General features: G+C 42.2%; 14 protein-coding genes and 1 pseudogene. 8 read left to right on the forward strand and 7 right to left on the reverse strand.

The window, feature by feature from the left end:
* Positions 1–176 precede the first annotated feature (176 nt).
* Positions 177–728 carry a TetR/AcrR family transcriptional regulator gene (locus tag K9M52_RS02890; protein WP_224070565.1) on the reverse strand — a complete coding sequence of 184 codons (552 nt, stop codon included), beginning with the start codon at positions 726–728 and terminating at the stop codon, positions 177–179.
* 556 nt (positions 729–1,284) lie between these two features.
* Between K9M52_RS02890 and K9M52_RS02895 the strand changes: the two are divergent.
* Both K9M52_RS02895 and K9M52_RS02900 read left to right on the forward strand, forming a co-directional pair.
* Positions 1,285–1,356, forward strand: a pseudogene (locus tag K9M52_RS02895) (low affinity iron permease family protein); the annotation flags it as partial.
* 460 nt (positions 1,357–1,816) lie between these two features.
* The gene (locus tag K9M52_RS02900) at positions 1,817–2,671 is read left to right on the forward strand and encodes an alpha/beta fold hydrolase (protein ID WP_224070566.1); all 855 of its coding nucleotides are present in this window, start codon (positions 1,817–1,819) and stop codon (positions 2,669–2,671) included.
* A 671-nt stretch (positions 2,672–3,342) separates the two neighbouring features.
* Here K9M52_RS02900 and K9M52_RS02905 read toward each other — a convergent pair.
* The 4 genes from K9M52_RS02905 to K9M52_RS02920 form a co-directional block, all read right to left on the reverse strand.
* Positions 3,343–4,260 (reverse strand): NADP-dependent oxidoreductase, encoded by a 918-nt coding sequence (locus K9M52_RS02905; protein WP_224070567.1) that lies wholly within the window; start codon positions 4,258–4,260, stop codon positions 3,343–3,345.
* A 158-nt stretch (positions 4,261–4,418) separates the two neighbouring features.
* A complete protein-coding gene (locus K9M52_RS02910; protein ID WP_224070568.1) occupies positions 4,419–4,700 on the reverse strand; it encodes a DUF427 domain-containing protein in 282 nt (93 codons plus the stop codon).
* A gap of 104 nt (positions 4,701–4,804) precedes the next feature.
* Complete coding sequence (locus K9M52_RS02915; RefSeq protein ID WP_224070569.1) at positions 4,805–5,422, reverse strand: Crp/Fnr family transcriptional regulator; 618 nt, start codon at positions 5,420–5,422, stop codon at positions 4,805–4,807.
* Positions 5,423–5,721: 299 nt separating this feature from the next.
* Entirely contained in the window at positions 5,722–6,597 is an 876-nt protein-coding gene (locus tag K9M52_RS02920; protein WP_224070570.1) for a helix-turn-helix domain-containing protein, read from the reverse strand.
* Positions 6,598–7,613: 1,016 nt separating this feature from the next.
* Between K9M52_RS02920 and pdxR the strand changes: the two genes are divergently transcribed.
* Positions 7,614–9,128: a MocR-like pyridoxine biosynthesis transcription factor PdxR gene (gene pdxR, locus K9M52_RS02925; protein WP_224070571.1), complete on the forward strand. Its 1,515-nt coding sequence runs from the start codon at positions 7,614–7,616 to the stop codon at positions 9,126–9,128.
* Positions 9,129–9,259: 131 nt separating this feature from the next.
* On the opposite strand, the gene K9M52_RS02930 is transcribed toward pdxR, so the two are convergent.
* On the reverse strand, positions 9,260–9,628 hold the full coding sequence (locus K9M52_RS02930) for an SPW repeat domain-containing protein (RefSeq protein WP_224070572.1): 369 nt from the start codon (positions 9,626–9,628) through the stop codon (positions 9,260–9,262).
* A gap of 151 nt (positions 9,629–9,779) precedes the next feature.
* A complete protein-coding gene (locus K9M52_RS02935) occupies positions 9,780–10,235 on the reverse strand; it encodes a hypothetical protein (protein WP_224070573.1) in 456 nt (151 codons plus the stop codon).
* 483 nt (positions 10,236–10,718) lie between these two features.
* Between K9M52_RS02935 and K9M52_RS02940 the strand changes: the two genes are divergently transcribed.
* The 5 genes from K9M52_RS02940 to K9M52_RS02960 all read left to right on the forward strand — a co-directional run bounded on the left by K9M52_RS02940 (position 10,719) and on the right by K9M52_RS02960 (position 15,647).
* Positions 10,719–11,282, forward strand: coding sequence for a hypothetical protein (locus tag K9M52_RS02940; RefSeq protein ID WP_224070574.1), 564 nt, complete (start codon positions 10,719–10,721; stop codon positions 11,280–11,282).
* Positions 11,283–11,652: 370 nt separating this feature from the next.
* Positions 11,653–12,633 carry an L-histidine N(alpha)-methyltransferase gene (locus tag K9M52_RS02945; protein ID WP_224070575.1) on the forward strand — a complete coding sequence of 327 codons (981 nt, stop codon included), beginning with the start codon at positions 11,653–11,655 and terminating at the stop codon, positions 12,631–12,633.
* 10 nt (positions 12,634–12,643) lie between these two features.
* On the forward strand, positions 12,644–14,062 hold the full coding sequence (locus K9M52_RS02950) for a mercuric reductase (protein WP_224070576.1): 1,419 nt from the start codon (positions 12,644–12,646) through the stop codon (positions 14,060–14,062).
* Entirely contained in the window at positions 14,043–15,203 is a 1,161-nt protein-coding gene (egtB, locus tag K9M52_RS02955) for an ergothioneine biosynthesis protein EgtB (RefSeq protein ID WP_224070577.1), read from the forward strand. Before K9M52_RS02950 ends, egtB begins: the two co-directional genes overlap by 20 nt.
* 90 nt (positions 15,204–15,293) lie before the next feature.
* Positions 15,294–15,647, forward strand: a complete 354-nt coding sequence (locus tag K9M52_RS02960) for a SnoaL-like domain-containing protein (RefSeq protein ID WP_224070578.1) — start codon at positions 15,294–15,296, stop codon at positions 15,645–15,647.
* Positions 15,648–15,708 lie beyond the last annotated feature (61 nt).

Here is a 15,708-nt window from a genome sequence, read left to right on the forward strand (position 1 = left end):
TTTTTTATCAAACCCAAAAACTATTCCGATATATCAATAAATAAATTACCCTTAAAAGTATCACACAACAAAGATAGGGGAAAATAATTAAAACAGACTTGTCTGTTTTAATTATTTTCCAAACTCAATATATTTATTTTATCACTATTCATAAAGCATTTATTTTTAAATAGGGATTAATTAAGCAGTCGCTCAACTGTTTTCCTGGCGCTTTTAACCGGCCATGTCGCGCCATGAACCTTATTCCCGATTAGAGCTCCTTCAAACAATATGTAGATCTCGTCGGCCAATTCTTCTTTTCCCACGGGTGCTAGTAAAAGGGCAAAAAGCTTCCTTACCCCATTCTTTTGCGTTCTAATCTGTTTGACAACGCGTTCCGTATCCTTCGGAATTTCAGAAATGATATTTAAAAAATTACATCCGTAATACTCCTTTTCCTGTACCAGGCTCATCAGATAATCAAATACACCCAATACCTTGTCTTTTGGCTCTTTAAATTTATTTGCAGCGGTTAATAAAGCATTGTCCGTAGCAGCCCCTGCCGCTATCAAATATTCCATCAATATATCTTCCTTCGACCGGAAAGTCGCATACAACGAAGATTTGACAACCCCGGATTCTTCAATAATTTGATTAATTCCAGTGTTGCTGTATCCCTGTTTATAAAACAAGCGTGCAGCTGTATCTACTATTGTCTGTCGAATTGAATTCTTTCTTTCGTTTCGCATTGCACAAAGTTAAAGAAAGAATATCAAACAGACAAGTCTGTTTCGCATCAATAGCCAGTATGGGGGGAGACAATATTTAGAGATTATATATACAGGATCGCATATGTCATTGTAATTACAAAAGGGTAGGCACTAATCCTTCAGCCGTCTGCCTGCGAGCACATTGCCCGATATGTAGAGATAAAACCGCAAAGTTAATTCGCGTGATCGGACCGATTAGAGTCCTTCTCCGTAGACATGAACGACTTTATTCACGCCACGACGGTAGCCAGCCCCCATTCTAATCACCCAATAGTACCTAGGACACGATTCCTTAAACGATGGTATAATAATTGAATTATTATAACAATTAAAACATCCCCCTGTTGTTAGGTTCACCGCTTCTTTAAAACGGTCAAAAATGTCCAAAAATAAAAAACATCGGCTATCCAAAATATTTGACTCCTTTGCGAACAGGGTTACACACGTTACAGGATCTCCGGGGTTATTTTTTTACAGCTATTTGTATAGTGCTCCTATGGGGAACCATCGGTCCGTTATTTGACTATCAGATACATCGCAGCTCGTAATCAACACAGGAACAACAATCGCAACCTTTTTAATGGTCTTCGTAATCCAGCAAGAATAAGGATACGCTCGCTTATCGATGTTGAAGATCTAACAGAAGAAGAATTATAAATTAAAAAAAATACCATATTACGCTTTCTGTTATCTCCAACAGGAAAAGGAGCTTCGGCGCCTTCATTCGATTGAAGAAGTAGAAACGATGTTCACAGAAGAAGAGATTGAAGAAAATGATCCTAAGAAAAATAAAGTAAATAGAATAAAGTCCAATCACAAGAGATAAGGTACTCGTCAATTCTTTATATAACAATAAATAACATTTTATGCAACAAAAAACATCCTCAAACCAAACTTCCGGCAAGCGGTCGGTACAACAGGAAAGCGCTTTGACTTCTCTCTTCATAAGTTCCTTAAAGGATATAAATTGGGCAGAAAAGCAATTGGTCAAAAGCCTTAAAAACAGATGAAAAACTCTCCGAAATAGCCGAAAATTATGTAAATGAAGCTGCTAAAGACGAAGCATAATGAAAACTGTATTACTTTCTTTTAGGCAAGTGAATGTAAAAGGCATTTCCACCTTCCTTGTCGAAGGCGGCGATAAAGACAATCAGCCTATATTATTCCTACATGGATATCCTGAAACGTCGATGGAGTTTGAAAATGTGATGATGTACCTGGCCTCAGAGTATTATGTTCTTGCGATAGATTTGCCAGGTATAGGATCCTCAGAACCACTAGATAATTATGACAAACTTTCTATTGCGGATTTCGTCAAGGACTTATTGATTGTTTTAAAATTACAGAACACTGTTGTTGTCGGACACGATATCGGCGGAATGGTTGCCTATTCTCTCGTTACTCATTTTCCCGAAATCATCTCTAAGGTGGTTATTATTGGAACGTCGGTGCCGGGCGTGGTTCCCTGGGAAGAAGTAAAACGTAACCCACATATCTGGCATTTTGCTTTTTATGCCGTGCCTGAACTACCGGAAGAATTGATTAAAGGTAAAGAAAACGTTTTGTTTGATTTTTTTTATACGTCCTTGAGCTACAATAAAGAGGCAATAAAAATGAAAAATAAAGAAACATACATTCAATCTTACAAGTCTTCACATAGTTTAAAAACAGCTTTAGGCTGGTATAGAACTTTCCCGGAAGATGAAAAAGAAAATGGCCATAAAACGTCCGTGGATACACCTGTTCTATACTTAAAGGGTGATAAAGATTTTGGAGATATAGACCATTATATCCGGGGATTCCTCAAAAGGGGTCTTAAAAAGATCTCTGGCGAATCAGTTCCCTACAGCGGCCATTTTTCACCAGAAGAAAACCCAGAATTTGTTGTACGTGTAATAAGCGAATTCATAAGCAAAAAATGAGATTACGCTATTGATGAACCATGAGTCAAAAAGATTACTAGTTTTTTTTTTACTCCTTTTGTTCTTTTTGCATCTTTGTTCAAAGTTTGCGGCGCTTTTAAATTTATTGTCTGGCATTAGGTTAGGAAAACCCATATCCTGTTAAATCTGAATGAAAGACTAGTATACAATCGTGTTTACCGTTGATCAATGCATCATTCATCAGTTAATTATCATCTGAAATGCACCATGAGGTGCACAACGAAAAAGGGGCAGCCTCTTTTTTTTGAGGCAGCCTCCTCATTATTATTGAGCCTATGCTGGCCCGTTAATCCTGATAACGGGCGTTGTATATTTAGAATAGAGAGGTATCCTGCTAAAGGGCTTCTGACAATTTTCTCTCTAAAGCGCCCCCTCGTAGATTTTTTGCATGCCATCCATCCCCTTCTACCAGCTCTTCCGCTTGCAAAGACGGAAATATAGCCTCCGTGCACCAATGACACTCGCCACCAATTTTGTCCATGATAATACCGGTAAACGTATACGCGTCCCTTCCCGGCAAAATGAAAAAAAAATCAGAAATACACCGACAATAAAAGAAAAAAGGATTATGTCCCATGCAACTGAAACATAATCCATGTCTATCCTAAATAGGCGCAGAAAACCGCAGATCCTTAGATACAGCGAAATTTTCAGGAACCGATCTCGATAATCGTCTTGCCACCGCGTCTGTCCTTCGCATTGAAGAGGGCGACAGCGTCTTCCAGCGCCGCAACAGATCCGATATGTGTCCGAAGACGTCCCTGTCTGTATCTTTGCACAATTTCGTCTAGCTGGACGAGGCTGGTCTCTACGACAAAGTCAATAACCGTCCCGTTAGCAGGCCTTGCATCTGTTGGACCCGCGACCGAAACTAGTGCCCCACCGGAGCGAATCAACCCGACAGACCGGTTGCTGATCTCTCCTCCAAAGACATCAAATACCAGATCTACTCCCTTTATATCCTCGAGTTGCTCATTTTCCAGATCTAAGTATTCATGCACGCCAAAGTCAACCGCCGCCTGCCGACCACTGGCACGGCCCGTACCGATAATATATGCTCCCGCTTCCCTGGCCAACTGGACAGCCATAGAGCCAACGACACCAGCGGCTCCGTGGATCAGTACAGTCTGTCCGGACCGCAGGTGCCCGTGTGTGAATAGCCCTTGCCACGCAGTCAGACCTGACATCACAAGCCCTGCCCCCGTGTTAAAGTCAACATCAGCCGGCAAGGGAGCCAGATTACGCGTTTCCACAGCTACATATTCAGCAAGGCTGCCGTTGCGGTGCCAGTCTGTAAGACCAAAGACACGCTGTCCGATTGAGACGCCGGTGGCGCCATATCCCAATGCCGTTACAATACCGGCCACTTCATGACCGGGAATAGCAGGTGAGCGGTCACGCCCCTCACGATCGACCCATGTGGATGGCCAGGTTAATTCATCATTGGTAAACCCCGATGCGTAAACCTGAACAATAGCATCATTCAGTGAGGGCTCCGGATCAGGATATTCCTCCAATTTCATACCTGCAATGCCGGCATCTTGACCAGCCACAATAATTGCTTTCATATTTTCCTTTTTTTGTTTAAAAATCGTTTTAGTTCAAAACCTTATTCTGCGGACGCCTTCCGCCAGAGCCTCAGCAGAGAATAATCACAGGTAATCATCACATAAAGCATCAAAATAGACAAACGAAAGCGCCCTGAAACAAATTGAAGCCCTCATCTTCAATGAACAACTTCAACACCATGCCAAAATGCGATATATCCCTTAATAGCTTCCGCCAGCGGTTTCGGACTGGCGTAATACCATGCACCGTCTTCGGCCGTCCGGCCGTTCACCTTTACGTCATAATAGGAAGCCACCCCTTTCCACGGGCAAGTCGTATGGGTATTCGACTTACCTAAAAAACCCATATTTACAGATTCAGGGGGAAAATAATGATTTCCCTCAACAACAAGCGTGTCATTACTTTCCGCAATGACCTGACCATTAAAGACAGCTCTCATCCGTTTTAATTTATAAATTACTATTATTATTTATTTCGACACAACAGATCAGCCAGACATCCATGACAAATTAAAATAAGTCAGCCAACGCTAACAACAGGAAATCATTCAGCATTAACTTTACAAGGTTTGCTTAACCCAACCATATTACTCCTGATCCTTGTCAGTGTCTCCCTGGATATACCGAGGTAAGAAGCAATCATATAAACAGGAAGGCGCTTATGTAACTGGGGGAAGTTTCTTATAAATTCACGATATCGTTCTTCTGCCTGATAACTGAGCATCATATAAACCCTATCCCGGGTCAAGCCACAATCATCTGTAATAATCTTCGTATTCAATACCCTGAAACCCGGGATCTGCTCCAATAACAAATCGAATGACGCTGCTGAAAATTGAACAACCGAGCTATCTTCCAGAGCATCAATAAATTCATCCGACGGTTCACCTGTAGAAAGACTTACGCGATCGCATACCCAATGATTGGCCGGCGAAAGATTAAAAATATGCTCTATACCCTGATCATCTATTCGATATGACCGTAAGCACCCGCTACAGACAAAGGTATGGAATTTGCAAATTCCCCCCTGCCGTAATAAATATTCCCTTTTTTTAATCTGCTTGGAAACAGCAAGAGATCTAATTATCGCAATATCCTTATCAGAAAACAGTCTATATGTCCGGAGCTGCTTTTCAAACAACTCAAATATGCTTTCAAACATCAACTGGAATAATAATTTAGCTTAAGTAAAATTTTCACATCCTTAATGCTGTCACTTAAACAGTTTTCATACTCAAACTCCTTACAATTGCGAAATTAAGTGATGTAGCAGGCCTAGTCAATGGACAAAACGGACATTTTGTTGTAGTTCATACTCATTTAAACCGACAGGCGGCGTAATAGCCAAATACGAGGGCTTCCCTCGCCTGACCTAATGGAGGGCCGTCTCATTTTCATATTGTACAGTCCACCACATGAAACATAAACCATCCTCTTACCAGACAACACCGTAACGGCCGGCTAATCGCTGCTTTTTCTCCTGATAGATCGACGATACAACTCAGGCGAGACCGCCACGTGATGTTTAAAAAACCGGCTAAAATAAGAAACATCATTAAATCCAAGTTCATCAGCAATTTGCTTAACAGGCTTAACGCTGAGATATAATTCATGTTTAGCCTGTGTAATAATCCGATCCGAGATCATATCTCCAACCGTTTTCTCTAATTGCTGTTTGGCGACTCTATTTAAGGTTTTAACGGTAATGTTTAATAATTTCGCGTAGTCTCCAGGGCGATGTTTATGGTGAAAGTGTTCCTCAATCGCATTAATCAATTCCCGACTGATAAAGTTATACTCAGAAAATTTTTCGGGTTGCACGGCGCCCCTTTTATCTTTAATTCTCGAAGCATAAATCATAAATATTTTCACCCAGGATATCGCAATATCATATTGGCCTAACCGCTCAGTACTTAACTCATACAACAAGCTGTCAATCGGAAGCATAAGCTGTTCCAACTCCGATTTTTCTAGCTTTATCAGCGGCACTTCCTCTATAGATTTAAAAAGCACCTGTTTGCTGGTCAATTCAACATCGTACTTGTGGTTCCAAAAAAAATCAGGATGAAACTGCAATAACACGCCTTCAAGCGGCCCTTTTGCATCAATGGAAAACGGCTGATAAATCGGAAAACGCAATAAACAATTGTCGGAAAATGGAAAATCAGCCGTATCAAACCGGACTCTTCCCTGCCCTTTCTTAATTAGAATCATTTTATAGCAGTTAAAGCTCTTTAGAGATTTAAAATACTGATCATCCTTTAATTCAATTAGCCTGAATGCCAACACGTTAGTTTGGGGATTCACTAATTCTTTGGTTAACACTTTATTTATCATAATAAGAATTTAACTTTTTACATGTCCTCCACTCCGTTACCTGCTAAAAGATAAACGAAAAGCCAGTCTTTGAAATACAGGCTATTTTATTACACAAATAAAACCGGCCTATCGTTGCCCAAAGTCTTTTATTCACCGCGATGAAAGATGAACCAATGTTTATCTAAAGACACCGGATACGCCGGTCATGATTTTTTCAATGAAAAGTGAGCGACATGTATTTTTTCGGCATGCTTATAAAGACCCTCCATCAAGCTCTATAATCTTTAAACAAACTAAATATAGGAAAATAGATTCCGGAATTTCCTTTGCATTCAATACCGACATTCCCGGAGACACCACTATTAAAAGCCGGGGAAAAAGTACACTGTACGTCGCGTTATAATCACATCCCTACTGCCCCCCGGAAAAGCCAAGTCTATTTTCTGTCAGCATACCAGTCGGCGGGCGCCTATTCCAGATAAGATAATGACAATCAGATAGGTGCACTTACTAGTCATATCCGGCTTTAATTTCACTTGTTCTTTATCTCCCCACCATCATTCTCTGTACGACATTCTCAGTCATCCCCCTTTGTACGCACGCCCCCTTCTATATCGACTGGTCATTATAGTAGTAAATTTACGAAATAGTCAATAAAAAGCTATCAAAACAAAAACACGGTTAGCTTCTACTTCAGTCATGACTTTAAGGACAATGTCGCCAATTTCAGCCTAATACGCAACATTTTCAATCAAAAACAGGGCAATTCAAGCGCCCAACATACAACACAGGTTGAGAGAGCCCCATCATCCGAAAACCTATAACCGCAATGTCAAAAAGCAACACCCTCTATAGATAATTTTTTCAGGTCTGGGGCATACTCTGTCCAGTTGAAACAGAAATTTCACCTTTGCTCTCAACAAGATCCAATCTACATCATTATAGTTCTATAACGACAATGGGATTTTCGCCAAAAATAATTTTTTATTTAAGTAATTTAGTGGTCCAATTTTAAAATAATAACGGGTCCAGTTATGATCAAAAAATTGCTTGAAATCTCCTTTAAAAAAGGAGAAATGCACAGCCCCCTTTATCTGCAACTAGAATCAGAAATTATCCAGTTAATCTGCAACGGTCAATTGAAGCCGGGACAAATGCTTCCATCTTCCAGAGAACTTGCGCAATCGCTTCAACTTAACAGAAAAACTGTTGTAGCCACTTATGAAGAGCTGAACTTACAAGGCTGGGTTGAATCAAGGCCAAGAAGCGGCATTTACGTTTCCTCTAAGCTGCCCGATACTTCCGCAAATATCAAAAAAACAAAAAACAAAAATACAGCTCGTCCCCTCCATCCCGGTTTTCCTTTGAAATACCACAGTGCATCCTTACAAAATGACGCTATCGACCGTAGTAGGAAAAGCTTTGACGAATCCCCGGTAAAATATCAGATCGACGATGGTTTTCCAGACCCGAGACTTGCACCGATGGAAGCCTTAGCTCGTGAATACAGGCGGTTCGGAAAGGGGCGCTTCAGCAACAAATATCTAATGTACGGCCCTGAACACGGATCGCTACGCCTGCGTATGGAACTGGTCAGCTTTCTGAACCGTACCAGAGGAATGCAAGTCAGCGAAAAAGAGATATTAATTACAAAAGGTACCCAGATGGCACTATACCTGTCTTCCCAGTTGTTAGTGCAACCTGGTGATACCGTTATGGTACCCGAACCCGGATACATAGATGCTAACAGAACCTTCGCGTTTGCAGGCGCAAATCTGATCTATATACCGGTTGACAAAGATGGCATGGATATAGACGTGATTGAGAAACATTGTAAAAAGAAAGTACCGAAGATCATCTATGTCATCCCCCATCATCACCGCCCAACAACCGTCACGCTTAACGCTGAACGGCGTATGCGCCTACTTAATCTGGCGGATAAATACCATTTTGCACTCATAGAGGACGACTATGACTTCGACTATCACTATGCAAGCACTCCTTTATTTCCTTTAGCAAGTATAGATACCGGCGGGCATATTATTTATGTCGGCTCATTTTGTAAAAGTATTGCCCCCGGTATCCGCATCGGGTTCATGGTTGCTCCCCAGACGGTGATCGATCGTGCGGCTGCCTTGCGGAGATTAATAGACCGCCAGGGTGAACAGCTGATAGAAGAAGCCCTGGCAGAGCTATTTCATACCGGAGACATCATTCGTCACATCAAAAAATCTTATAAGACCTACCTGGAACGCCTCGATACCACATGTGATCTCCTTCAAAAAAACCTCGGACAATTTCTGACATTTGACCGTCCACAAGGTGGTCTGGCTATCTGGGCAAGATATAAGGGTGAAATCAGCGCCCGGAAAGTGGCGCAGGAAGCCTTGCAAACCGGACTAAAAATCAGCGACGGCACCAACTACTTCTTTCATCACAAGACAAATCAGCCTGACAATTTTGTCAGGATCGGATACTGCTCATTAAACCCACAGGAAATGGAAAGTGCCATAGGATTGTGGAAACAAGCTCTTACAAGATCAACATAAGGCAGCAGCCATAGAATTGATCTGTACGAACACACTCTCTTACGGGTGCGCCACCTCTTCGTGAAAACATATCATTCACCACAGCTTCCCCAGCGCCAAAGCTCAAGCATACAGAAATGAGCGCTTGATGATCACTCTATCGCATTACGCTCACTTTGTGTAACAGCAACAACCAAATAAACAATGACCGCGTTACAATAATAATAAGCTGCATCCAGCCCGTCCAGCTTAAAAAGAAACGGCACAAGCATAAACAACGTAGCGACTAATAGATCTAATGCCAGATGTCCGCCAAAAGGAATAACTTTAAACCTACCGTAACGATATTTAGTAGCTAGGCTAACTATGATGACGAGCAATCCGGAAAACACAGAAACCCAGACGGCTGCCGGGTTACTGCTACCTAACTGTAAGGCAAATGGTCCGACAATCAATGCCACAGCCGCAAGATAATCAACAATGCCATGGTTCGTTGGAGAAAGAAATCTTAATTTCATCATTTTACTATTTAAAATTATGTGTTACCTACTTTAAAAGAAAATCTGCCCCTTTACCTGATGCAATTCAATTTGCAAAATACCCCGCAGTACACAAAACCTGCTATGCTTTATTGTTCATGGTTAACTGCATTTTTTATACAAATACGGTTCATCAGGGCTTAAAAGTATTTGTATCAAGAGACTGAGCGGCCGCCGACCTTTCATTTTCACAGATCAGGCCCAGCAGAAGGCTGGAAAAACTAACAACAAAAACGGAATAATCAAATGGCGCACGATATCCGAAAAAAAACAGCATGCTTAACGCAAAACCAAGTGTCAGCAAAAAACTTCCATAAGCAGCGATCCTTACCCAGACACCGGCAATGAGCATGACACCAAATGCCGCTTCACCAATGGTTACCAATCCCCCCATAACATTCCCGAGTCTCTCTGATGCATAAGGCGCCATACGCCTTGTATAGGCAATAAAGTTATGCCAGTTACCCCAACTGACATTACGACTACCTGGCGCTCCTAAAACACCCAGCCTGTCCAATACAGGAAATACAAAACCCAATCCCAGGGAAAAACGCAATAAAAGCCGGGCTAAAGAAAAAGCTTTGTTCATATACAATTTATTAAACACAGAACAGATATAAACTTTGGAGAGAAAAGCACAATGGGATGACAAATAGCATAATACCTTCCTTTCTCAACGATGTGCCGGTTTCAGCCATACATCATAAAACAAATACCTTCAGGCTTCCAGGAAAAACCCGAAAACAACACCCCCTGCCATCTCCTCTCCATCCCACCAGACAGCAAAGAAAGCAACTAACATTCATTGTTAAAATGATAAATATCACAAGAAGTGTCAAACTAAGAAATAAAATACCAGTATCAACCGGGCAAAAAAGTCTGCTGTACCTAAATTCACCTCCCAGCGCTTCGCATGATCATCGGTGTGACATTTATCATTGTATATCAAGCCAGCATTTCATTATTTTGTTGTTCGCATATCAAAAGACAGGATCTGTCCCCAATAAAGCTAAGGCCAGCCTGGGGGCAGTACCTGATAGTCAACAAATCATATTCAAGAAAATCACCGGTTATGGCATTAAAGGAAACAGATCTCATTACAGTAGTTGAAGAACTGCGTCTCAAAGGATACACCGATACATTTACAATAGAAAACAACACCCTGATATCGGAAAAACTAAAAATGGCATTTAAAGAAAAAGACTTTATTATCGAAGGTGGCTACCAGTTTGATATAGATGAGCAACCATTTGATACACAATATCTTTTCACAGTCCACATACCTGCACAAGGGCTAAAAGGCCTCCTCATAGACCTTCTCGGGATGTACTATTATATGGAAGAGCAGCCAATAACGGAGGTCTTAAGAAAGACCCCGCTTCTTACGTATCTGTTCGACGATAAGTCAACCCATCTGAAATACGGGCTCCGAAAAATTACACCTTTTGACTACAACGTCGACAAAAGCAGATATGTTCTCAGAGTCGGCTTCCCCGACTTTCCGGCCTGTCCTGCAGGAACCGCATTTTCTATGCTAGGGTTCGACCAGCAAAAAAAGGAATATGTCTGGTTAACAACAAAAATTTTAAAAGACAAATCGTTAACGCGCGTGCAGTATGATCTCCTCTCAAAGTAAGATTAAAAGCCTTTTGCACAATGATCATATCCGACTAATTTAATCAAACAGCAAGCATCCGTGCCAGCAACGTTCTGCCATCTATAAGATCCTGGCCACAAAGCGCTTGCCAAACTCATAAAAGATTATAGCCACCAAGCTCCCTAAGACGGCGTCCGTATTTTTTGCCCATACATCCATTCAGTGCATCTACGTCATTTACCGGAATACGCCGGTCGCCCAACACACAGCACATCAAGAGTGACGCGTGCTGACCGCCCTGAATGTGACATATGTCAATAATCAAATAATGAAGGTATGTTACCTTGCAGTAGGAATCGTTACGAATGGGTAGCATCGTCCAATAAAATCACTTTCTTAATTACTCTATATGATCGCGATAGCTGACAGCCGCTCAGAAACCATGGCAAAAAATAAGGATTTCTATATCGATGTAATACAAGGCCTGAGCAAATCTCCCAAAAAGTTATCTTCAAAATACTTTTATGACAAAACAGGGGACCGCATTTTTGAGCAAATCATGTCTTCTCCCGATTACTATCTTACTAAGTGTGAAATGGAAATCTTTAAAGAGAAATCCGACACGATAGCAGAATATTTAATAAAAGAAAACGGCGAGTTTGACCTAATCGAGCTGGGGCCGGGCAACTGTGCAAAGTCAATCCACCTGTTGCGTTCGCTCGTGAAAAGAAATAGCTCTATTCACTATATCCCGATTGACATCTCTGAGAGTATAATCCGGGAATTACAGGTAGTACTCCCCGGCAGTGTACCCGGTTTAATTTTCGAAGGGCGCACGGGTGATTACTTCGATCAACTGGGCTCCTACCAGGGAAGGCCGGGAAGGAGAAAAGTAGTCCTATGCCTTGGCGGCAATATTGGCAATATGTCTGTTTCGGAAAGCTGCCAATTTTGCCATACACTCAGAAGTCACCTGCATCCCGGCGATCAATGTATAATCGGTTTCGACCTTATTAAGCATCCCGAGGTCATCCGCCGGGCATATGATGACCGTGACGGTTTTACCAGGGAATTCAATCTTAACCTGCTTCAAAGAATCAACCGGGAGCTAGACGCTGACTTTGATATGGAACAATTTGATCACTACTGTAGCTATGACCCCTTGGAAGGGGCAGCGAAAAGTTATTTGATCTGCAAATGTGACATGACGGTGAAGATATCCGGCATTCTCTTTCATTTTAAAGAAAACGAACCTATCTGGACCGAAATATCACAGAAATTCACGAAGGGACAAATTCAAAAGATGGCAGACAGTAACAGTTTTATACATTCCTGCCACTTTTCCGATACTAAATCATGGTTTATGGACGCGGTCTGGACAGCCATTTAACAAAGAACAAATGGAAAACTTCGACGCGATAATCATCGGATCCGGCCAGGCGGGCACCCCCCTGGCGAAGAAATTAGCCGGGGAAGGCCGGCAGGTCGCCTTAATTGAATCCGAAAATATTGGAGGTACTTGCATTAATAATGGATGTACGCCAACAAAAACGTTGGTAGGTACGGCAAAAGTGATCGCTCAGGCACAAAAAGCGGCAAAATATGGTGTCCGCCATACGAAAGCCTACCCCGATTACCAACTGGTACATCAAAATATGACAGAGGTCGTTCATGCTTTCCGGCAGGGACAGGTTACCAGTATTAACAGCAGCCCGAATATCACAACATTTTATGGTAAAGGTCAGCTATCAGGCGACAATCAGGTAGACATTCGGTTAAAAGACCATGAAATTAAAACAATAACGGCGCCGTTAATCTTTATTAACACCGGTGCCAGACCCTATATTCCTCAAATAGACGGCTTAGATTCAACGAAATTTTACACATCCCGAACCCTGCTCTCGATAACGCAGCTTCCGGAACATTTAATAATTATTGGAGGAGGTTACATATCACTCGAATTTTCTCAGATTTTCAGACGCTTAGGCAGTCAGGTCACAATCATAGAAAAATCAGCGTACCTGCTGTCGAAAGAAGATGAAGATGTCAGTATAGCGGTTCAGCATTTTCTGGAAGAAGAAGGTATTACAATTATCACAAAGGCTGAGATCCAGCGTGTCCGCACCAATAGCAAAAACGAGACCGAGGTCACGATACTGAAAGAAAATGTGCCTGTCGGGCTTTGTGGCTCACACCTTTTAATTGCTACAGGGCGGACACCTAATACCGAGGATCTACAACTGGAAAAAGCAGGCGTTGAAACAGATCAAAAAGGGTATATTGCTGTCAACAATCATCTTCGCACGACCAACAAGGCAATCTACGCACTGGGCGACGTCAAGGGTGGCCCCGCATTTACACACGTATCATATTACGACTATATCCTGATCTCCAACCACCTTTCCGGTAATGCTATCGATCCGGTGCAAAGCGACCTGATCCCCTATTGCATATTCACAGATCCGGAGCTGGGAAGAATTGGCCTTTCCGAGAAACAGGCTGAGCGAAAAGGGGTAGACTACTCAGTTGCCAGGCTTAACGCGTCATCCATAGCAAGAGCTATTGAAACAGACGAAACAAAGGGTTTTATTAAGGTACTGATTGACAATAAGACAAAAAAAATTATCGGCGTTACGGCCCTTTGTGCCGGCGGGGGAGAATTGATGTCCTTATTGCAGATAGCCATACAAGGCAGCCTCACCTATGAGCAACTCCGCGATACCATGTTCGCCCATCCCACATACGCCGAAGCCATCAACAATCTATTTAACGCCGCTCATATTCAAAATCGCCATGCACATGCTCCAGCTAAAAGATAAATATCAATCCGTCCGGTCGAGAAGCGAGCAGATTTGCACCTCGTTAGAGACCGAAGACTATGTCGTCCAACCTGTAGTAGATGTCAGCCCTCCTAAATGGCATCTGGGCCATACCTCATGGTTTTTCGAAACGTTCATCTTAATTCCTTTCGTAAAAGATTACAAACCCTACAATACTTCATATCCGTTTGTTTTCAATAGCTATTATGAAAGCTTCGGCAAAAAAATCATACGAACAGACAGGGGGAATTTAAGCCGCCCAACCGTAGAAGATATCTATAGCTACCGCCACCATGTTGACACGGCCATGACTCAGTTATTAAGCGATACACCCTCCGCTGAAATACAGACGCTGACCATACTAGGCCTGAATCACGAGGAGCAGCACCAAGAGCTGCTGGCCACTGACATTAAGTACATCTTAGGGCACAATCCACTGTTTCCCCCATATGAGGAACTTGTTAACCAACCCATAAATGACAATTCTGAAATGGGCGTCATCCATGTTGAGGAAGGTATGTACAATATTGGTTACAAAGGCAATAAGTTTTGCTTTGATAACGAATTAAATAACCACGATGTTTTCCTTGCTGCTTTTACAATAAGCAAAGCATTAGTTACGAATCAACAATACATCGAATTCATTGAAGATAACGGCTATCAAAGACACGAGCTCTGGCATGCTGAGGGCCTCGACTGGGTCAAGAACAATCTAATCAGCGCCCCACTCTATTGGCACCAAATCAACAACAACTGGCATTATTATTCTTCAAGGGGTATCCGGAAAATAGAATTAAACGAACCGGTAACACATATAAGCTACTATGAGGCCGCTGCCTATGCTGCCTGGAAAGGGATGCGGCTGCCCACGGAATTTGAATGGGAGGCAGCCAGTCCCAGGTTTCAATGGGGCCAAAGATGGGAATGGACTAACAGTGCCTATCTTCCCTATCCCGGATACGTAAGGGAAGCGGGCGCCATTGGCGAATACAATGGCAAGTTCATGGTCAACCAGATGGTACTGCGGGGTGCCTCCATCGTCACCCCACCAGGCCACAGCCGTTCCACCTACCGGAATTTCTTTCATCCACATTTGCAATGGCAATACACGGGCATTCGTCTCGCCCAAAGTGGCGAATAAGAACACCCGATGGCAGCGCATAATAGAACAGGACTTTGTCAATAGATTCCCCGGTCATAAAATATTCTTTAATATAAAAACAATAAAAAAATGGAAAAGACAATACAGGAACTTGTAGACGCTATGAATGCGAAGATTGCAGAAGGTCAGCTCGTCGAAGCCGGCGACATGTATTTCGCGGAAAACATTAAAACAGTTGAGTATGACGGTACAGTGACAGAAGGCAAACAAGCCGTCATGAAGAAACTAACAGATTTTATCGATTCGATTGATCAAGTAAAAAAAATACAGTTGCTTCGGGCGACCTCAAATAACAATGCTTCCTTTTCTGAATACATTCTAGACTTCGACATGCAAGACGGTTCTAGTATCTATCTGCACGAGATAATCCGTTCACTATGGGAAAATGGAAAAGTAATAGAGGAACATTATTTCAAAGGATAACAGCACTGGAAGGACGCGCACCGACAAAAGCCTTTCACTAAAAGCAGCCGACAGCAATAAC

This window comes from Arachidicoccus terrestris, from assembly GCF_020042345.1.
GTDB lineage: Bacteria > Bacteroidota > Bacteroidia > Chitinophagales > Chitinophagaceae > Arachidicoccus > Arachidicoccus terrestris.